At 58.0% G+C, this 17,087-nt stretch carries 16 protein-coding genes; 13 read left to right on the forward strand and 3 right to left on the reverse strand.

Annotated features, from left to right (window positions below; genetic code table 11):
* Nucleotides 1-10: 10 nt before the first annotated feature.
* From ACE3OA_RS00255 to ACE3OA_RS00270, 4 genes are all read left to right on the forward strand, one after another.
* Nucleotides 11-958 carry a 3-hydroxyacyl-CoA dehydrogenase gene (locus ACE3OA_RS00255; RefSeq protein WP_374306570.1) on the forward strand — a complete coding sequence of 316 codons (948 nt, stop codon included), beginning with the start codon at nucleotides 11-13 and terminating at the stop codon, nucleotides 956-958.
* Between the two features lie 14 nt (nucleotides 959-972).
* On the forward strand, nucleotides 973-1,905 hold the full coding sequence (locus tag ACE3OA_RS00260; protein WP_374306572.1) for a 3-keto-5-aminohexanoate cleavage protein: 933 nt from the start codon (nucleotides 973-975) through the stop codon (nucleotides 1,903-1,905).
* Nucleotides 1,906-1,914: 9 nt separating this feature from the next.
* The gene (locus tag ACE3OA_RS00265) at nucleotides 1,915-2,787 is read left to right on the forward strand and encodes an SMP-30/gluconolactonase/LRE family protein (RefSeq protein ID WP_374306574.1); all 873 of its coding nucleotides are present in this window, start codon (nucleotides 1,915-1,917) and stop codon (nucleotides 2,785-2,787) included.
* A gap of 118 nt (nucleotides 2,788-2,905) precedes the next feature.
* A complete protein-coding gene (locus ACE3OA_RS00270; protein WP_374306576.1) occupies nucleotides 2,906-3,199 on the forward strand; it encodes a cbb3-type cytochrome c oxidase subunit I in 294 nt (97 codons plus the stop codon).
* Between the two features lie 374 nt (nucleotides 3,200-3,573).
* On the opposite strand, the gene ACE3OA_RS00275 is transcribed toward ACE3OA_RS00270, so the two are convergent.
* Entirely contained in the window at nucleotides 3,574-5,166 is a 1,593-nt protein-coding gene (locus ACE3OA_RS00275; RefSeq protein ID WP_374306578.1) for a Fic family protein, read from the reverse strand.
* A gap of 1,075 nt (nucleotides 5,167-6,241) precedes the next feature.
* Nucleotides 6,242-7,645 (reverse strand): helix-turn-helix domain-containing protein, encoded by a 1,404-nt coding sequence (locus ACE3OA_RS00280; RefSeq protein WP_374306581.1) that lies wholly within the window; start codon nucleotides 7,643-7,645, stop codon nucleotides 6,242-6,244.
* Between the two features lie 202 nt (nucleotides 7,646-7,847).
* Between ACE3OA_RS00280 and ACE3OA_RS00285 the strand changes: the two genes are divergently transcribed.
* The 9 genes from ACE3OA_RS00285 (at nucleotide 7,848) to ACE3OA_RS00325 (ending at nucleotide 16,245) form a co-directional block, all read left to right on the forward strand.
* Nucleotides 7,848-8,924: a PotD/PotF family extracellular solute-binding protein gene (locus ACE3OA_RS00285; RefSeq protein WP_374306583.1), complete on the forward strand. Its 1,077-nt coding sequence runs from the start codon at nucleotides 7,848-7,850 to the stop codon at nucleotides 8,922-8,924.
* 39 nt (nucleotides 8,925-8,963) lie between these two features.
* Nucleotides 8,964-10,058, forward strand: coding sequence for an ABC transporter ATP-binding protein (locus ACE3OA_RS00290; RefSeq protein WP_374306585.1), 1,095 nt, complete (start codon nucleotides 8,964-8,966; stop codon nucleotides 10,056-10,058).
* A gap of 12 nt (nucleotides 10,059-10,070) precedes the next feature.
* Nucleotides 10,071-10,973 (forward strand): ABC transporter permease, encoded by a 903-nt coding sequence (locus tag ACE3OA_RS00295; RefSeq protein ID WP_374306587.1) that lies wholly within the window; start codon nucleotides 10,071-10,073, stop codon nucleotides 10,971-10,973.
* On the forward strand, nucleotides 10,970-11,758 hold the full coding sequence (locus ACE3OA_RS00300; RefSeq protein WP_374306590.1) for an ABC transporter permease: 789 nt from the start codon (nucleotides 10,970-10,972) through the stop codon (nucleotides 11,756-11,758). The genes ACE3OA_RS00295 and ACE3OA_RS00300 overlap by 4 nt, the downstream gene beginning before the upstream one ends.
* A 58-nt stretch (nucleotides 11,759-11,816) precedes the next feature.
* Complete coding sequence (locus ACE3OA_RS00305) at nucleotides 11,817-12,704, forward strand: phytanoyl-CoA dioxygenase family protein (RefSeq protein ID WP_374306592.1); 888 nt, start codon at nucleotides 11,817-11,819, stop codon at nucleotides 12,702-12,704.
* A gap of 28 nt (nucleotides 12,705-12,732) precedes the next feature.
* Entirely contained in the window at nucleotides 12,733-13,701 is a 969-nt protein-coding gene (locus ACE3OA_RS00310; RefSeq protein WP_374306594.1) for a thiamine pyrophosphate-dependent dehydrogenase E1 component subunit alpha, read from the forward strand.
* 32 nt (nucleotides 13,702-13,733) lie between these two features.
* Nucleotides 13,734-14,756, forward strand: a complete 1,023-nt coding sequence (locus tag ACE3OA_RS00315; protein ID WP_374306596.1) for an alpha-ketoacid dehydrogenase subunit beta — start codon at nucleotides 13,734-13,736, stop codon at nucleotides 14,754-14,756.
* A gap of 3 nt (nucleotides 14,757-14,759) precedes the next feature.
* Nucleotides 14,760-15,869 carry an acetoin dehydrogenase dihydrolipoyllysine-residue acetyltransferase subunit gene (locus ACE3OA_RS00320; protein WP_374306598.1) on the forward strand — a complete coding sequence of 370 codons (1,110 nt, stop codon included), beginning with the start codon at nucleotides 14,760-14,762 and terminating at the stop codon, nucleotides 15,867-15,869.
* Nucleotides 15,870-15,945: 76 nt separating this feature from the next.
* On the forward strand, nucleotides 15,946-16,245 hold the full coding sequence (locus ACE3OA_RS00325; RefSeq protein ID WP_374306600.1) for a hypothetical protein: 300 nt from the start codon (nucleotides 15,946-15,948) through the stop codon (nucleotides 16,243-16,245).
* 327 nt (nucleotides 16,246-16,572) lie between these two features.
* Here ACE3OA_RS00325 and ACE3OA_RS00330 read toward each other — a convergent pair whose 3' ends face one another.
* Nucleotides 16,573-16,872, reverse strand: a complete 300-nt coding sequence (locus tag ACE3OA_RS00330) for a hypothetical protein (protein ID WP_374306602.1) — start codon at nucleotides 16,870-16,872, stop codon at nucleotides 16,573-16,575.
* Nucleotides 16,873-17,087: the final 215 nt, after the last annotated feature.

Here is a 17,087-nt window from a genome sequence, read left to right on the forward strand (position 1 = left end):
AGAAGTTGACATGGCAGTGATCGCAATCGTCGGCGCCGGCCTCATTGGTAGGGCCTGGGCTATCACTTTTGCTCGCGCCGGCCATGAGGTCCGCATCTATGATGCGTTCGTCGGTGCCGCCGATAAGGCAAAGGAATTTGCGACCGAAGCGCTGTCGCCCTTGGCGGTGGAAGACCTGCTCGATGGCCAGTCGGTTGAACAGGTCGCGGCGCGATTAAAGTCAGTTCCTACATTGGCGGCGGCTCTGGTTGATGCAGCCTATGTGCAGGAGAACACGCCGGAGGACCTTGCCAGCAAGAAGCTGGTGTTTGCGCAGCTGGATGCCGCAGCGGCCCCCGATACGATCCTGGCAAGCTCAACCTCGGCGCTGCTGCCATCGTATTTTACCGCAGACCTAGCTGGTCGCGCACGTTGCCTTGTCGTCCATCCGATCAACCCTCCTTACCTCATCCCAGCGGCGGAAATCGTGCCGGCGCCGTGGACCGCGCCCGAGGCCATCGATCGCACGCGTCGCTTGCTCGCAGCTGTCGGTCAGTCGCCCATTGTCATGAGGCGCGAGATCGACGGGTTCGTCATGAACCGTCTGCAGGGTGCGTTGTTGGAGGAAGCCTTTCGACTGGTAGCGGACGGCTATGCCTCGGTTGAAGATGTCGATATCGGTATCCGCGAAGGCCTCGCCCTGCGCTGGTCCTTCATGGGGCCGTTCGAAACCATCGACCTCAACGCGCCGGGCGGTGTGCGAGATTACGTGGCGCGCTATCAGAAGGTCTATGAACGTCTATTCCCATCCATGCAGCGTCGCGTCGACTGGGCGGGTCCTGTGCTTGCCACCGTCGAAGACGAACGTCGTGCGCGAGTACCGGAGGCCGGTTTGCAAAAGCGGCAGGCATGGCGGGACCGTCGGTTGATGGCGCTGGCGGCCCATAAGCGCAAGGCCGCAGGCGAAATCGGATCATAAGGAAAATGAACGACATGGCGAAGAATCGCAAGGTCATCATTACCTGTGCCGTCACCGGCGCTATCCACACGCCCTCGATGTCGCCCTATTTGCCCGTGAGTGCGGAAGAGATCGCCGATGCGTCGGTGGGCGCTGCCGAAGCGGGTGCGGCCATCGTCCATCTCCATGCACGCAACCCAGAGGACGGCCGGCCGGACCAGACGCCGCAGGCCTTTGAACCGTTCCTGAAGATCATCAAGCAGCGCTCGAACTGTATCGTAAATCTCACCTCCGGCGGCGCGCCTTGGATGAAGATCGAGGAGCGCATCATGCCGTCTGTCACGTTCCAGCCGGAGGTCGCCTCGCTCAACATGGGGTCGATGAATTTCGGACTCTATCCGATGCTGGAGCGGTTCAAGGAGTTCAAGCATGATTGGGAGCGGGAGGCGCTGGAGAATTCGCGCGATCTCATCTTCCGCAACACGTTTAAGGATATTGAATACGCGCTGAACACGCTCAACAGCACTGATATTCGCTTTGAATTCGAATGCTATGACGTGGGCCATCTCTATAATCTGCACCACTTCCTGGAGCGCGGGCTGGTGAAGCCGCCGCTCTTTGTGCAGACGGTGTTCGGCATTCTGGGCGGCATCGGTCCGCACCCGGAGGACGTCATGCACATGAAGCGCACGGCCGACCGGTTGTTCGGCGATGCCTATCAGTGGTCGGTGCTGGGTGCCGGGCGCAACCAGATGCCGATTGCGGCGATGTCGGTTGCGATGGGCGGCAATGTGCGCGTGGGGTTGGAGGACTCGCTTTGGGCAGGTCCGGGGCGTCTTGCCAAATCCAATGCCGAGCAGGTAACGGCCGCGCGCAAGCTGATCGAAGGGCTGGGTCTCGAAATCGCGACACCTGATGAGGCGCGCGCGATGCTGAATCTCAAGGGTGCTGAAAGAGTCAAGTTCTAGGAGGATGCCATGCTGCGTATCGAGATATTCAGTGACCGCAAAGAATCCCTTGGCGAGGGGCCGTTATGGGACGTCAAGGAGGAGCGGCTCTATTGGATCGATTCCTACGGGCCGACTGTTCACCGCGCAGATCTCAAGGGTGGTGATCGCCGGAGCTGGACGGTGCCGGAGCCGATCGGCTCTCTGGCTTTGCGTGAGCAGGGCGGCGCTGTCCTTGCCCTGCGCAGCGGGTTTCATTTTCTCGATTTCGATAGCGGCAAGGTCACGCGCATCAATGAAACGCAGCCCGGCGAATTGCGGCCGCGCCTCAACGACGGGAAGGTCGATCGGCAGGGGCGCTTCGTCGCGGGCTCGATGGACTATTGCGAAAGCGATCCGGTGGGCAAACTGTTCCGGCTGGATCCCGATCTGAAGGTGAGTGAACTCGATTCCGGGATCATCTGCTCGAACGGTCCCTGCTTCAGCCCAGACGGCAAGACACTCTATTTCACCGACAGCTTTACCAAGATTATCTTTGCCTATGATTACGACACTGCGACCGGCGACGTGCGCTCAAAGCGCGCCTTCGGCAGTTTTGCGGAGTTGCAAGGTTACCCGGACGGTGCCACGGTCGATTCCGAGGGATATGTCTGGAGCGTCGAGGTCTATGCCGGGCGGCTGGTGCGCTTCAATCCGGATGGCGTCATCGACCGGGTGGTCGGGCTGCCGGTCTTCTCCTCGACCAGCATCAGTTTCGGGGGACCCAATCTTGATATTGCGTTCGTCACCTCGATGGCGCGGCCATTCAAGGGCCGGTATCACCGGGAACACGAAGCCGGTATGACGGTGGCGGTTCACGGCTTGGGCGTGCGCGGAATCGCAGAGCCACGGTTCAAAGGCTAATAGCAGGAGCGCCTGCCAATGCAGATCAAGGCTTTGGTGGATGTGAAAACGATCCTCGTCGAGCGGCCGCTTTGGGCTGGCTAATCCGTTTTTCATTGCTGTGGCGTTCTAGGACCTGGTGGGTGCCGGACTCTTCGGCTTTCTGATAAACTCGACTCTATCGCTCTATTACATGCAAGGGCTGAGCCTGACCTCGCTGCATGCCCATACGACCTTGCTCGGCGTCTATGGCAAGCTGGGGATCGGCCTGCTGCTTTTCTGCCTCCGTGGAGCGAAGCCGGTCGCGGTGTTGAGCGAGACGCTGCTTCGGAGCACCTTCTGGGGGCTGAATACCGGCATTGCGCTGATGGCAATCCTGACGCTGCTCCCGCTGGGCACGATCCAATTGTTTGCCTCAATAGAGCATGGCTAAGCGTATGTTCGTTCGGCGGATTTGACGCAGCGGCCGATCGCCAATCTTCTAGCCCGGAGCACATGATCTCATCTGTCAGGGCGTTTTGACGCTACCTTTGAATAGGTTGGTATCGCATGTTTCACGACGAATAATTTATGCGTTGCTCCGCGGTCTCTAAGGCTCCAGCAGAAGTTCGAGTCGTGCCTTTTTCATCGACTCCATCTCGCTCGGACAACATCACAATTGCGTCAGCGCCCTTTTGCACGCCGATGGGTAGGCGTGTGCGTGCGGATTGACGAGTCACGATTTCATCTTCGACCGGAGGGCGTCTAATGTGGTGGTGTCTTGGCGCATGTCGGTGACGGATGCCTGATGCCAGGAGGACGTTGGACCTAGTTGTTGTCCTGGTCCGCATCGACCTCCGCTCTGGATCGTCTTCTGGGTGGGGGCGGAGCAAGGCGTACGAGCTTTTGGATTAACCTAGCCAGTGGTTTGATGTTCTTTTGCAGGCTGGCCGCATCCATTGCCGCTAGGTACTCAGACCGTCGTTCGACTGGAACAATTGTCCAAGGATATCCACCGGACGCGAGCATTGCATTCATGATGAAGCGGCCTGTTCGGCCGTTTCCATCCGCAAATGGGTGGATATACGTGAAAACGAAGTGGCCAAGAATGGCCGCCACTCTTGGGTCGTTCTCTTCCTTTAGGCAGGAAAAATAGGCGTCCATTGCGTCAGGCAGCGATTGCCACGCCGTCGGTACATACTTCGACGTTCTTAGAAAGACCGGATGGGATCTGTATCCAGCCAGTCTTTCAGGTCCAATGATGCCATCGTTGACGGATGGTTGGAAGAGTTCTTGCTCCCATTCTTGATGCTCTTCCTCGATCAATACTGCAGCGCTTTCACCCTTGAGGATTCTTTCGATAGCAGAGCGAACTCTCTGAAAAGCCATCCAGTACCCCTTGGCGGCCAAAGCATTCATATGCTCTTGGTCGTCTCTATCTTGGTCTGGATCCCAACCACCATTGCGAACCTTTTCGATTAGCTCTTCTGAGACCTGATAGCCCTCGATCGACAGTGAATGATAGGCATCGGACGTATAGCGCTCATCGATGGTTTCCAGATAGCCGCCGTGGTCGTTGATGATCTTCGGGGTATCAACGAACTCACTGAGCACTCCGGCCCTCATCTGCTCCCAGATTATTTTGATGCGCGAACCTACGGGAGAAGCTCCCTTCGTTCCCATTGCGACCATCGGAATTGGAGAATCGAAAGGGTCTTTGATTTCCCTGGGGACATGTCCGGCTCTTTTTAGCGCTGAATTGATGGCCTCGGCATCTTTCTCGTGACCCATCAATCTCAGTGCACCTGAGATACGTCCTGCCGCGGCGACATTCCCGTTTTCGAGGAGTGGGCCGAGGAGAACACTTATTGTTCTCACCGAGCCCAGCAACGCGATGATCTCTTCTCGTTTTGATTTCCAGATTTGTGGAGATGCGGAGATGAGAGCTTGAGGAAGAGGGTAGACCCGCAGCCCATCGACATCGGCGGCTTTGGCCTTAGGAAGGTCCGTCCTGTAGAAGAAGACGGAGGTCTTGTTTGGAAGCTCTATCGGAAGATTGTTGGCTTTTGGGCACTGGATAATAATTTGATTGGGTACGCTCTGCTCGCCCGCGAGAAGGCTGATTGAGGCTTCAGGAGAAACGATCCAGTTATTGCCAAATCTATTGTTGGCGTAATCTTTGATGAATTCCCAGTAGGACGTATACCAAGTAGTGGAGTCGCCGGATTTGTCTTTCGGGTTAGCCGTCATGAGCCAGCCGTTTATGATCGGCTTTAGATAACCGCCTTTCACAAGGCGATCACGGTCGGTCCTGGATAACTCGTCGGCTTGAATGACTCGCCTATGTTCAGCCTGAACGAGATCACGAAGAGCGCGCATTGAGGACGCAAGTTTCTCGTTTGGTTTGGTCCGCTTCGCCATGGTGCCTCGGGGGAATTTCGTACGCTGAGACTTTATGATCAGTGCCGGGTTAGCAGTCACAATTGGTTTGTGAGGACCAAATACAATTAGATTGAGATGATGATATTCAATTGATTATTGATGTCAAATAACAATTGATTTGTGCTGCCGATTAACAATTATTTTGTGATATGAAAGCCTTAACCATATGAAAAAATGAACTAAATATCTGATCTTCCAGTGTTGCGGGAGTGGGTGGCAATGAAACCATTGGCGGCTGTGCTGGAGCTTGCTGCTGCCACCTTACCGATGCCAAGGCACTGTCGATCAACCGTCAGGCTTGGGCACGGTCACGTCCAACGGCAGAGATAACCGCCCTTCGAAACCCATATCGCCAGGCTTGGCAGCAGTGTGCGGGTCGCGTACGCCCACGGCGTCATCGATGCCTCTGGCACCCCTGCGCCGGGCGAACATCGGCATGCAGATGGGGTAGCTTCCGGCATGCCGGATGTGCTGGGGACCGTCCAATACGACGATGCCGGAAAGCGGATCGCTGTCGTGGTTCCGACTACTCTGCTGGTCGCAACAACTGGCGGCTCGTTGCAAAAATTCGTGCCACCGACATCAAATTCGCTACGCCTCGATTCGACACATCCCGGCTACCAAGATTGTTGACGCGCTCTTGCCTCGCCTCGCCCTTGACTGGTCCACCACACTGGTCCACCTTGCCGCTGTCAGCGTGCTTGTTAGCCACTCGAAGTGATCGCTAAGTCATTGAAATGACTAGGCTGGAATTTGTCTGGGAGTCCTAGTTGGGCTCTTCATGGAATACCGTCAGACAACAGCCAATTAGGTCGGCCTGCTTTGGCGCATAACCCAGTTGGGCCATGCAACTGTGAGCGTTTGGATACAACGCGGAGAACTTTGGACGGCGTCTCAAGGCCTGGGCTGAGCCAAGGGGGGCACCTGGAAACCAGACCCGTGGTACAGCGTTGGGGCAGGCTCACAATGAGATAGCCCCTTTCCTTACATAACGTCCCGTGCGCGATACTGGACCCTTTGGGGGCCAGCGCTTGAGCAGGTGCAATAGCGCATTCTAGTCCGAACTGATGGCGTCGACGTATTGTTCTGGCGGGTTGAGGTTTCGCACGATCATCCCCTCCAGATACATCAGGCGACCGTTACTGTCGAATACGCCGCAGCCGACTTCGTGAACCCAGACGGTATTGCCGTCGCGGTGCAGATAGCGAAATTCGATGTCCCAGTTGTTGTTGTTCTCAAGTGCGGTGTCGACGATCCGACGCATCGATTTCAGATCATCCGGGTGAATGACCGACGACATATTGCGCGTCGGGCTGTTGATGAAGTCGGCCGCCGAATATCCCAGCAGGCGTTCGATGCCGCGCGTTACATAGAGAACGGTATAGGGGTGGTCATTGAGGCATCGGTAGAGAAAGCCGGCATTGCGCTCGGCGATGCTGCTGATAGTGCGCAGGGCGTTACGCTGAATCATTGGCGACAGTGAGTTCTGGTGCTCAGCGCGGAAGTCGCGCGGGGTGCTGCCACTGCGGCTCCTGAAGGCGCGCGAGAAGGTAGCGGAAGAGGAAAACCCGCTGATGATGGCAATCTCGCCGATCTGCATGTCGGTGTTCAACAACAGCGAGCGCGCACGGTCGAGGCGCAGGTCCTGATAATACGCGTTGTGCGAGGAATCGAGCTTGGCACGCCATAAATTCTGAAGTTGGCGAGGAGAGATGCCAACCCGGCGCGCAACTTCATTAAGGGAGAGTGGCGATTCGAGATTGTTTTGCATCTCGATGATCGCCTTTTTCAGGCGCGGATCGCGTTGAGTACTGAAGGGATCAAGCAGACTAACGCGCTGCGGGGTTTGCGGTTGGCGGATCTCGGGCGCCAGCAACTCAGCCGCTAGAGTCGCGGCAACCGGTTCGGAAACGCTTGTCTTGATGTAGTGGAGCAGCATGTCGACGATCGCGAGGTGACCGGCACAGGTGAAACAATTGCGGTCCTTCACGTAGAGTTCCTCGCTGAACTCGACATTGGGAAAGCTCTCGTGTGCCATCGGAAGACAGTCGAAATGCGTGGTTGCTCGGTGGCCGTCAAGGATGCCGCTCCGCGCCATCAGCAACGCCCCATATTCGATCCCCATAATGATGCCGCCGCTGCGTGCCGCGCGGCGTAGGATAGGCACGGTCGAATCCTCGTCCTGTTCGCTGGGTCTAAGGTTGTTGAGGACGATGAGAGGATCGCGGAAATCCTCTGGATAGCCGGCATTGGGGATGATCGGCCGGCCGTTGGTCGCCATAACGGGCTGGTTATTTGGCGTCAGGATTCTGACTTTGAACAGTGCTTCGCCGGCAACGCGGTTTGCCATTCTCAAGATGTCCAGGACGAGTGCGCAATCCAGGTCACTGACGGGCGGGATTGTTAGTACGTAAACAGCCGATTGCATGCCGACCCTTAGAGACTGGTTGTGCTGCATCGCAGCATGATGTGACGGAAGTTAGTGCGCCTAATGCAAACTATATTACGTAGAGTGCAAAACAGAGACCATGGCTGAATGTTAATGTGCCTTTCGCGTGGCGACAAAGAAGCATTCCAAACTGCTCGGGCATTGGCTTTCACGGCCAAAGACACGCATTAACAATGACTTGGAAATAAGCCGCTGACAGGAGCGCTATTCGATGGGAAAAGTTAAAATTCATGGTTTGACAGCCAGCGCGGTTCTGGTCATGGGTGTTTTTGCTGCATCGCAACATGCGATGGCCGAAGGAACCCTCGCTCTGTTGACCTGGGAAGGCTATTCCGACGACGTGGTCGTGGCGCCTTTCACGGAAAAGACGGGCTGCGTGGTGGAGCCCACCTATGTCAGCTCGAACGACGAAATCATCGCCAAGACCCTGGCTTCCGGATCGGCCACGATCGATCTCGTCTCGCCGTCCAATGACGCCACTATGACGCTGATCGATGCCGGCGCGGTGGAGGCGATCGACAAATCGAAGTTGCCCCATCTCGCCGACTACTTCCCCGTCTTCCAGTCGCCTTCCTGGCTGGTCAAAGGCGACGAACTCTACGGCGTGCCCTATGGCTATGGCTTCCTGCGTCTGGTGCTGGACAGCAATGTGATTCCCGATGCGCCCGCCTCGGTCTCGGTGCTGTGGGACGAGCGCCTGAAGGGCAAGCTCGCCATGTGGGACAACCTGGAGACACTCTATGTCGCCGCGCGCCATATTGGCGTGAAAGATGTCTACAACATGACGGATGAGGAACTGGCGAAAACGCGCGATGCGCTCATCGCCCTAAAGCCGAACATCCGCAAATTCTGGACCTGCGACGCCGAATTCCAGCAGCTTTACATGCAGAAGGAAGTGGTCGGCGGCAACACCACCGAACTCGCCGTCTCCGGCCTTTGGACCCAGGGCGCCGATACGCTGAAGGAAGTGCTGCCGAAGGAAGGCAGCGGCGGCTGGTCCGACAGTTGGATGATCGTCAAGGGGGCCAGCGAGAATCCTTGCGTCTACGCCTGGCTGGACTGGATCTCGTCGCCGGAATCCCAGGCCCTTGCTTCGAAGCTGACCGGCTATGCTTTTGCCAACGCCAAATCCTTCGAGATGCTTGAGCCCGAAGCCCTCGCCCTGCTCACCAAGCTTGGGACCGGCGATCCGGAAGTCCAGAAGAGCATTTCGTGGTGGCAACCCGTGCCGCGGCGCGGTGCTTATCTCGAAATCTGGAATCAGGTGAAGGCTGAGACCGCTCAGTAACGATGGTCTGAACAAACCAGAGAAGACGAAGCAGCGACGATGTCCGCCACGATCTCACTCCAGAACCTCAGGAAGACCTTCGGCAACGACAAGTCGGGCCATCTGGCCGTGGACGATGTCAACCTGGAAATCGCTGCGGGGCAGTTTGTGTCCCTGCTGGGTTCCAGCGGTTGCGGCAAGACCACGACCCTGCGAATCATCGCGGGGCTGGAAAGCCCGACCAGCGGCCGGGTTCTGTTTGACGGGGCGGACATCACACATCTGCCTGCTTCGCATCGCGACATGCGGATGATGTTCCAGGACCTGGCGCTTTTCCCGCATATGAGTGTCGAGGACAATGTCGCTTTCGGCCTTAGGCTGAAGCGCATGCGCGGCAAGCTGGGCGAGGAGGAGATCAGGCGGCGGGTCGCCACTTATCTCGACATCGTCCGCCTCGGCGAGATGCGTAAACGGATGCCGCATCAATTGTCCGGCGGCCAGCGCCAGCGCGTAGCCCTGGCGCTGGCGCTGGCGACCGAGCCGCCGGTGGTGCTGTTCGACGAACCGCTGGGAGCACTCGATGCCTCGCTGCGCCGTTCCACTCAGGCCGAGTTGAAGAGGATCCACCGCGAACTCGGCAAGACCTTCATCTATGTCACCCACGATCAGGACGAGGCGCTGTCGATGAGCGACATGGTCGCGGTGATGAGCGGCGGTCGCCTGATCCAGTACGACACGCCCGAGGGAATTTATGAACGCCCGCGGACACGGTTCGTCGCCCAGTTCATCGGCGCCAAGAATCTGCTGTCTGCCAGGGTGGAAAGGGTTGCCGGAGCCGAGGTTCAGTTGCGCCTCGCCGACGGGACGCATCTCGGCGCCCAGGCCGACGAGCCGCTGTCGCCAGGCCAGGAGGTCACAGCGGTCTTCCGCGCCGACCGCGCCCTGATGCAAGTCAACGGCTATACCGATGCCAATCTGGTGTCGGGAATCCATGTCCAGAGCATGTTCCTTGGCAACCGCATGGAGCATATCGTGCGGTTGGTCGATGGCAGCGAGGTGACGATCCACGACGCCCAGGCGCGGCCCCTGCCCGGCGATGGCGGCCCGTTGCAATTCGCGCTGCGGCCACAGCATGTCCAAGTGCTGACGAAGTAAATGGTCGCCGAGATGACAGTTCAAGCCAACATCCTGATCGGAAATGCGCCCGACATGCGCCGCATCGAGCGGCGCCGGGCATTGTTCTGGCTACTGCCGCCAATCCTTTGGTTCATTGGCTTCATGCTGGTCCCTTATGCGATCACGCTGTTCTACAGCTTCGGCCGCATGGATTACGTCCAGTTCGTGGCCGACTTCAGCCTCGACAACTATATCAAGGTGCTGACAGTTCAGCCTTATGCGGGCCTGATCCTGCGCTCGGCTAAGATCGGGTTGCTGACCGCCTTCTGGTCAACGCTGTTGGCTTATCCGGTCGCCATCGCCATGGCTTTCTATCTCAGCAGCGAACGAGCGAAGCACATTCTCTATATTCTGGTGATCTTGCCGTGGTGGGCGAGCTATCTGGTGAAGGCCTATGCCTGGAAAACTATTCTCGGCACTCATGGTCTTCTCAATGAGGGGCTTATCTGGCTGAACATTATCGACGAACCGCTCACCATCTTCCTCTACAATGATTTCAGCATCATCCTGACGCTGACTTATATCTTCACGCCGTTCGCCGTTCTCTCGATCTATGCGCAGCTCGAGCGGCTGCCCCTCAGCCTGATCGAGGCGGCACGGGACCTCGGTGCAAGCGGCTGGGAGACCTTCGTCAAGGTGATCTGGCCGATCTCGATCCCCGGTGTGCTGGCGGGTGGCGTCATCACCTTTTCGCTGGGTTTCGGCGACTTCATCGCCCCCGCTCTTCTCGGTGGTGCCGATTCGATCATGATCTCCAGCGTCGTCATCAGCCTGTTGGGTGTCGCCAATGACCGACCTTTGGCCGCCGCCATCGGTGTCGCCATCATCCTGATGGCGATGGCGCTGCTGACTGTCTCGCAATATCTCGAAAAGCGGACGCAGGTGCGGTTATGACGCGCCTCGGCTCTCCTTACCTGATCTGGTCGGTGGCGGGCGGCATCATGCTGTTCCTCTATCTGCCGATCCTGGTCATCGTCATCTTCTCGTTCAACGAGGGGCGCAATGCCGGCCTGCCTTTCACCGGTTTCACGTTGAACTGGTATGAAGCGGCGCTCTCCAACCGGCAGATCGTGCGCGCCATTTGGAACAGTGTGCTGGTTGCCGGCGGCACCATCCTGATCGCCGTGCCGATCGGTCTCATGGCGGCCGTCGCAATGGATCGGTTCAGCTTTCCCGGCAAGAACATGTTTCGCCGCCTGGTCCTGCTGCCCCTGGTCCTGCCCGGCATCATCACCGGAATTTCGCTGCTGAACTTCTACATGATGTTGAAGGTTCCGCTGTCGCTGACCACCATCATGCTGGGCCAGGGAACGGCGCTGATCTGCATCACTGTGACCGAGGTCTTCGCCCGCCTGCAGCAATTGGGCCGTTCGCAATACGAGGCTGCTTACGACCTCGGCGCCAGCGAGTTGGAGATATTTCTCAAGGTTACCTTACCCAACATCAAGACCGCGCTGATCGGTTCCATGCTGATCATCCTGTCGCTGTCGCTGGACGAGATCGCGGTGACCTTCCTGCTGACTGGGCGCGACAACACGCTGCCCATGGTGCTGTGGTCGATCCTGCGGCGCGAGGCGACACCGCTGGTGAACGTCGCCGGCACCGTGATGATCGTCCTGACCCTGGTGTTGGTCACAATCGGTCTCCGTCTATCGAGGGGCAATAGCCAGCAGCATTAGACGCGCCGGTCTGAGAGCGGAACCGCTTTACACAAATATACTATTTATGGAGGAAAATATGCCTGAAATAACAACCCTTGATCCAACAGCATCCGTCGACGAAATTCTGGCGGTGCTACATCGCGACGGCGCGCTGATCGTGCGCAATCTGATGACGCCGCAGCAGATGGCTACCTTAAGCGAGGAGCTGCGCCCCTGGATTGACAAGACGCCGAACGGCAACGGCGATTTTGTCGGCTACAAGACCAAGCGCTGCTGTGGCGTACTCGGTAAATCGGCAATGGCAGGCGAAATCGCGACGCATCCCAAGATTCTGGAATTGTGCAATCGGGTATTGTTGCCACAATGCACGCGCTATCGCCTGTCGGTATCCCAGGTGATCAGCATCGGCGCCAGCGAGACCGTGCAGCACATGCATCGCGATGATGCGCTGTGGCCGTTCGAGCATCCGGTGAAAAACCACCGCCTGATCCATTGCATCTGGGCCGTCACCGACTTCACGGCCGAGAACGGGGCGACGCGGGTGGCACCGGGCAGTCATCTCTGGGGCGAGGGGCGCGAACCGAAAGACGGTGAGTGGACGCAGGCAGCCATGCCGGCGGGCTCGGTGTTGATCTACTGGGCCGACACCTTCCATGGCGGCGGTGCCAACCGCACCGGGATCCCGCGCGACGGCATGATCCTCGGCTATATCGTCGGCTGGCTGCGCCAGGAGGAGGAGCAATTCCTCGCCGTGCCGCCGGAGAAGGCGAAGACCCTGCCGCGCAAGATACAGGACCTGCTCGGCTACAAGACCCATGAGCCCTATCTCGGCTGGCTGGATCAGAACGATTGCCGTGTCGCCCTCATCGACGTGCCGGAGGATCAGCGCGGCGCGGTTGACCTTTCCGATGATGAGGAAACTGCGGGCGAATTGCAGCCCGGCAAATGGGCCGTCCTGATCTGACACGAGAATTCCTCCAGGGAGAAGTTACATGCAGCTCAGCAAGGAACAACTGAAGCTCGCCTATCAGCGGATGCGGCAGATTCGCGTTTTCGAGGACCGCCTGCATCTTGAGTTTACCCGGGGCCAGATTCCCGGCTTCGTCCATCTCTATGCGGGGCAGGAGGCCAGCGCCGTCGGCGTCTGCATGCACCTCACCGACCAGGATACCATCTCCAGCACGCATCGTGGGCACGGCCATTGCATTGCCAAGGGCTGCGACATCGACGGGATGATGCTGGAGATCTATGGGCGCAAGGAAGGCCTTTGCGGCGGTAAGGGCGGCTCCATGCACATCGCCGACCTGTCGAAAGGCATGCTTGGCGCCAATGGTATCGTCGGCGGCGGCCCGCCCCTGATCTGCGGCGCGGCGCTGGCAGCCAAGACGTTGGGCACCGGAGCGGTCGCGGTTTGTTTTACCGGTGACGGTGGATCGAACCAGGGAACTACGCTGGAGGCGCTCAACCTCGCCAGCGTCTGGAAGCTGCCGGCTGTGTTTGTCTTCGAGAACAACGGATATGCCGAGTCGACTGCTAGTCACTGGTCTGTCTCCAGCAAGGAGATCGTCAAGCGGGCGGATGCCTTCGGCATGCCCGGTGCAAGGGTCGACGGCCATGATTTCTTCGCCGTCTGGGAGGCCGTGCGCGAAGCGGTCGAACGGGCGCGCGCTGGCGAGGGGCCGAGTCTGATCGAAGCGACGACCAACCGCTACTATGGCCATTTTGAGGGCGACGCGCAGACCTATCGCGCACCCGGCGAGGTCGAGCAGGTGAAGGCGGAGAAAGATTGCCTTGCTCATTTCCGTAGGCGCGTCACCGAGGCGGGCCTGCTCTCTGCCGCCGATCTCGATGCCATCGACGGCGAAGTGGCAACGCAGATCGACCATGCCATCGGAAAAGCACTGGCCGGCACCCTGCCGACCGTCGCTGATCTGACCACCGACGTCTACGTCCGCTACTGACCGGCGCGGTTCAGGAAACAAGGAACAAGATCATGCCCAAGAAAACATTCAAACAGGCCATCACGGAGGCGCATTTCCTGGAAATGCGGCGCGATCCTCGCGTCATCGTCATGGGCGAAGACGTCGCAGGCGGCCAAGGCGCCGGCGGCGAGGCCGATGCGTGGGGCGGCTCCGAGGGTGCCACGAAGGGCCTCTATACTGAATTCGGCCCGAGCCGGGTACTCGACACCCCACTAACTGAAAGTGCCTTCATCGGTGCAGCTGTCGGTGCCGCAACGCAGGGTCTGCGACCAGTCGCTGACCTAATGTTCTTCGACTTCATCGGGGTCTGTTTCGACCAGCTCTACAATCAGGCAGCCAAGTTCCGCTACATGTTCGGTGGTAGGGCAGTAACGCCGGTCGTTGTGCGGGCAATGATCGGCGCCGGCTTCCGGGCGGCCGCGCAGCATTCACAATGCCTTTATCCGATCGTCACGCATATTCCCGGACTGAAGGTCGTCATTCCATCGAATCCCTACGACGCCAAGGGGTTGCTTATTCAAGCGATCCGCGACGACGATCCGGTGATTTTCCTGGAGCACAAACTGCTTTACGGCGTCACGGGCGAAGTGCCGGATGATTCCTACACCGTTCCATTCGGCGAAGCGAATGTTCTGCGCGAGGGCAAGGATATCACCATCGTGGCATTAGGTCTGATGGTGCAAGTTGCCATGGATGCGGCGAAGCAGCTCGACACCCTCGGCATCAAGGCGACGGTAATCGATCCGAGGACGACCTCGCCGCTGGACCTCGAAACCATTGTGGAAAGTGTCGAAGTGACGGGCCACCTGGTGATCGTCGATGAATCGAGCCCGCGTTGCAATATCGCGACCGACATCGCCGCCCAAGTAGCCGATCAAGCGTTCCACGCTCTACGCGGCCCTATCAAGATGGTCAGTCCGCCGCACACGCCGGTTCCATTCTCGCCGGTCCTTGAGGATCTCTACATTCCACGACCGGAGCAGGTGGTGGCCGCCGTGCAGGCAACCTTACCAGCCAAGAAGAGAGGAGCTTGAGACGTGAGTGCGTCGATTCAACCCATCAATATGCCCAAATGGGGCATGTCCATGAGTGAAGGTAAGCTGGTGAAATGGCTGGTGAACGAAGGCGAAGCCATCAAGCCGGGCCAGGAGATCATGGAGGTCGAGACCGATAAGATCACCAATGTGGTGGAGGCGCAGGACGCCGGAATCTTGCGTCGCAAGGTGGCGGCCGAGGATGAGACCCTGCCGGTCGGCGCCCTCCTGGCCGTTCTTGCCGATGCTTCCATCCCGGACGCCGAGGTCGACCAGTTTGTCGACGCAAACCGCGTGGTCGCTGTAGATGGCGACGGCGAAGTCAGCCTGATGTCGAAGATCCAGGTGGATGGAAAGACCATCAATGTCATGGACAGCGGCGGCGATTCCAACGTGGCATTCCTACTGATCCACGGCTTCGGCGGCGATCTCAACAACTGGCTGTTCAACTTCGAGGAGCTGTCGAAGCATCTGCGCACCATAGCCATTGACCTGCCGGGGCATGGCCACTCCTCGAAGGATGTCGGCGATGGCGCCGCCGCCAACTTGATAGCGGCGGTCGATGGTGTCATCGATGCACTGGGACTGAAGCTGGTGCATTTTGTTGGTCATTCCATGGGTGGTCTGATCGCAGCACTGACAGCCGTCAGCCGACCGGCCGTCGTTGGTTCGCTGACCCTGGTGGCGCCGGCCGGCCTAGCCGCCCCTGTCAACAGTGCCTATCTCGGATCCTTCATTGCCGCCGATGATCGGAAGGAGATGAAGCGTGTACTGAGCGATCTTTTTGCCGATCCGTCTGTTGTGACACGTGAAATGGTCAATGACGTTCTACAGTACAAGCGGATCGACGGTGTCAATTCGGCGCTTAGCTTGCTCGCCGGCAACGCACTGACAGCTCCGGAAGCAGGAGGTCTCGCGGTGCAGCTCTCCAATCTCGGCCAGCCAGTGCGTATTCTTTGGGGCGCCGAGGATAAGGTAATCCCACCACCGAGTTCAGACGGCGTGTACGCGGCTCTAGACGTTGCTGTCATCGACGGTAAGGGACATATGCTTCACATGGAAGCGGCAAAGGATGTCAATGCCGCCGTCTTGCAGCAACTCACCACGGTATAGCCTCTCCAGGCGCAGATGAGTTCCTCGTCCAGATGTTGCAGCATCGCCGTCAGAATGGGGTGTTGGAAACTTGGATATGCCGACGGAAAAAGGCCTGCAATTCACGGGTAGCTACCGTGGCTGCCATTACACCCTCGAAATCGAACTTAGAGGCGAAACGATTGGTGGCTCCCCCATGGCGTTCATCAGAATTGCGCCAGACGTGGATGAGCCAGAGGCGTTACAGAGGAAGTTTGAGCGCTTTCCCAAGCGCAATATGGTGGTGCCAAATGTGACAATTTCGCCGAGATTCAGTGCTGGGATCAAAGGTGATGCCGTCGTGGTCTATTTTCAGCGGAGGGCGCTCGAGCAGATCGATCTTCTGCTCATGCCGTAACTGGTCGATCAACATCAGCGTTCAGTTGGCGGTCAAGTGGTTTCAGGCCAGCATCTGACAGTCGTCAAGATCAACACTCATCTCTGGCCATCGCCTGACGTATCGGTAAGGAGGGACAGACCTAATATTTGAAGCCAGCAGGCTGCTGAAACGCGTGATATTTAAGCGGCAGGAGTCTTGAAGCGAAGTATCCGGCTTTTTCTCTTTGATGAGCGGCACCCTGTCGGAACGCTTCACTATCATCAGCAAGGGTGTCACGAAAGTGCGGCCTTTCAATATGATGATGACTAGACCGGGAATCCGGATGCATTCCAAATCAACCCCGAACTACTGCTTCGCCCGGGCCTGCACTTTCATGAGCAGGGGAAAGATGGTTCCTTGTTTCACGGTATCATAGCGGACACAGAACCGGATGGTGGGGTCAAGCGCGTTATCAATCGTGATCGCGCTATCAAGCGAAGAGAGATTCTCCAGCGCAACCAGGGAAGCGAGTTCGGGTTTCTGAACGCACTCGATTACCAGCTTGCGGTAGTCGATATGAATTGAGTTGGCGCGTTGCGCTTCCAGGATGAATCTTGGCGAAGTCCTGGCCGCCGTTACAGATTGGTGAAAGGTGGGAGCTAGCATCTAGATGTCGGCGGACGAACTCGGCACATTTGAGGCTGCTTTTGAGCACGAAGAACAGCAAGTTGCTCAAAAACTGATCTCCTCCTGAAAGGCCTACTCATAGATTTCCAATTCGAACTGCCATTGAACGTCGAAACTTCGTCGGGAAAAATGATAGCGTTAAAGATCGAAGAAAAGGCGGAGCGCTATTGACGTTCCGTAGGTCGCGGGCGCGC

The sequence above is a fragment of the Dongia sp. genome (assembly GCF_041906375.1).
In the GTDB taxonomy this organism is placed as follows: Bacteria; Pseudomonadota; Alphaproteobacteria; order Dongiales; family Dongiaceae; genus Dongia.

Excerpts from the sequence above, each read along its gene's own strand:
- ACE3OA_RS00255 (WP_374306570.1), top strand. The coding sequence starts at position 11 with ATGGCAGTGATCGCAATCGTCGGCGCCGGCCTCATTGGTAGGGCCTGG.
- ACE3OA_RS00260 (WP_374306572.1), top strand. The coding sequence starts at position 973 with ATGGCGAAGAATCGCAAGGTCATCATTACCTGTGCCGTCACCGGCGCT.
- ACE3OA_RS00265 (WP_374306574.1), top strand. The coding sequence starts at position 1,915 with ATGCTGCGTATCGAGATATTCAGTGACCGCAAAGAATCCCTTGGCGAG.
- ACE3OA_RS00275 (WP_374306578.1), bottom strand. The coding sequence starts at position 5,166 with ATGGCGAAGCGGACCAAACCAAACGAGAAACTTGCGTCCTCAATGCGC.
- ACE3OA_RS00280 (WP_374306581.1), bottom strand. The coding sequence starts at position 7,645 with ATGCAGCACAACCAGTCTCTAAGGGTCGGCATGCAATCGGCTGTTTAC.
- ACE3OA_RS00285 (WP_374306583.1), top strand. The coding sequence starts at position 7,848 with ATGGGAAAAGTTAAAATTCATGGTTTGACAGCCAGCGCGGTTCTGGTC.
- ACE3OA_RS00290 (WP_374306585.1), top strand. The coding sequence starts at position 8,964 with ATGTCCGCCACGATCTCACTCCAGAACCTCAGGAAGACCTTCGGCAAC.
- ACE3OA_RS00295 (WP_374306587.1), top strand. The coding sequence starts at position 10,071 with ATGACAGTTCAAGCCAACATCCTGATCGGAAATGCGCCCGACATGCGC.
- ACE3OA_RS00300 (WP_374306590.1), top strand. The coding sequence starts at position 10,970 with ATGACGCGCCTCGGCTCTCCTTACCTGATCTGGTCGGTGGCGGGCGGC.
- ACE3OA_RS00305 (WP_374306592.1), top strand. The coding sequence starts at position 11,817 with ATGCCTGAAATAACAACCCTTGATCCAACAGCATCCGTCGACGAAATT.
- ACE3OA_RS00310 (WP_374306594.1), top strand. The coding sequence starts at position 12,733 with ATGCAGCTCAGCAAGGAACAACTGAAGCTCGCCTATCAGCGGATGCGG.
- ACE3OA_RS00315 (WP_374306596.1), top strand. The coding sequence starts at position 13,734 with ATGCCCAAGAAAACATTCAAACAGGCCATCACGGAGGCGCATTTCCTG.
- ACE3OA_RS00325 (WP_374306600.1), top strand. The coding sequence starts at position 15,946 with ATGCCGACGGAAAAAGGCCTGCAATTCACGGGTAGCTACCGTGGCTGC.
- ACE3OA_RS00330 (WP_374306602.1), bottom strand. The coding sequence starts at position 16,872 with ATGCTAGCTCCCACCTTTCACCAATCTGTAACGGCGGCCAGGACTTCG.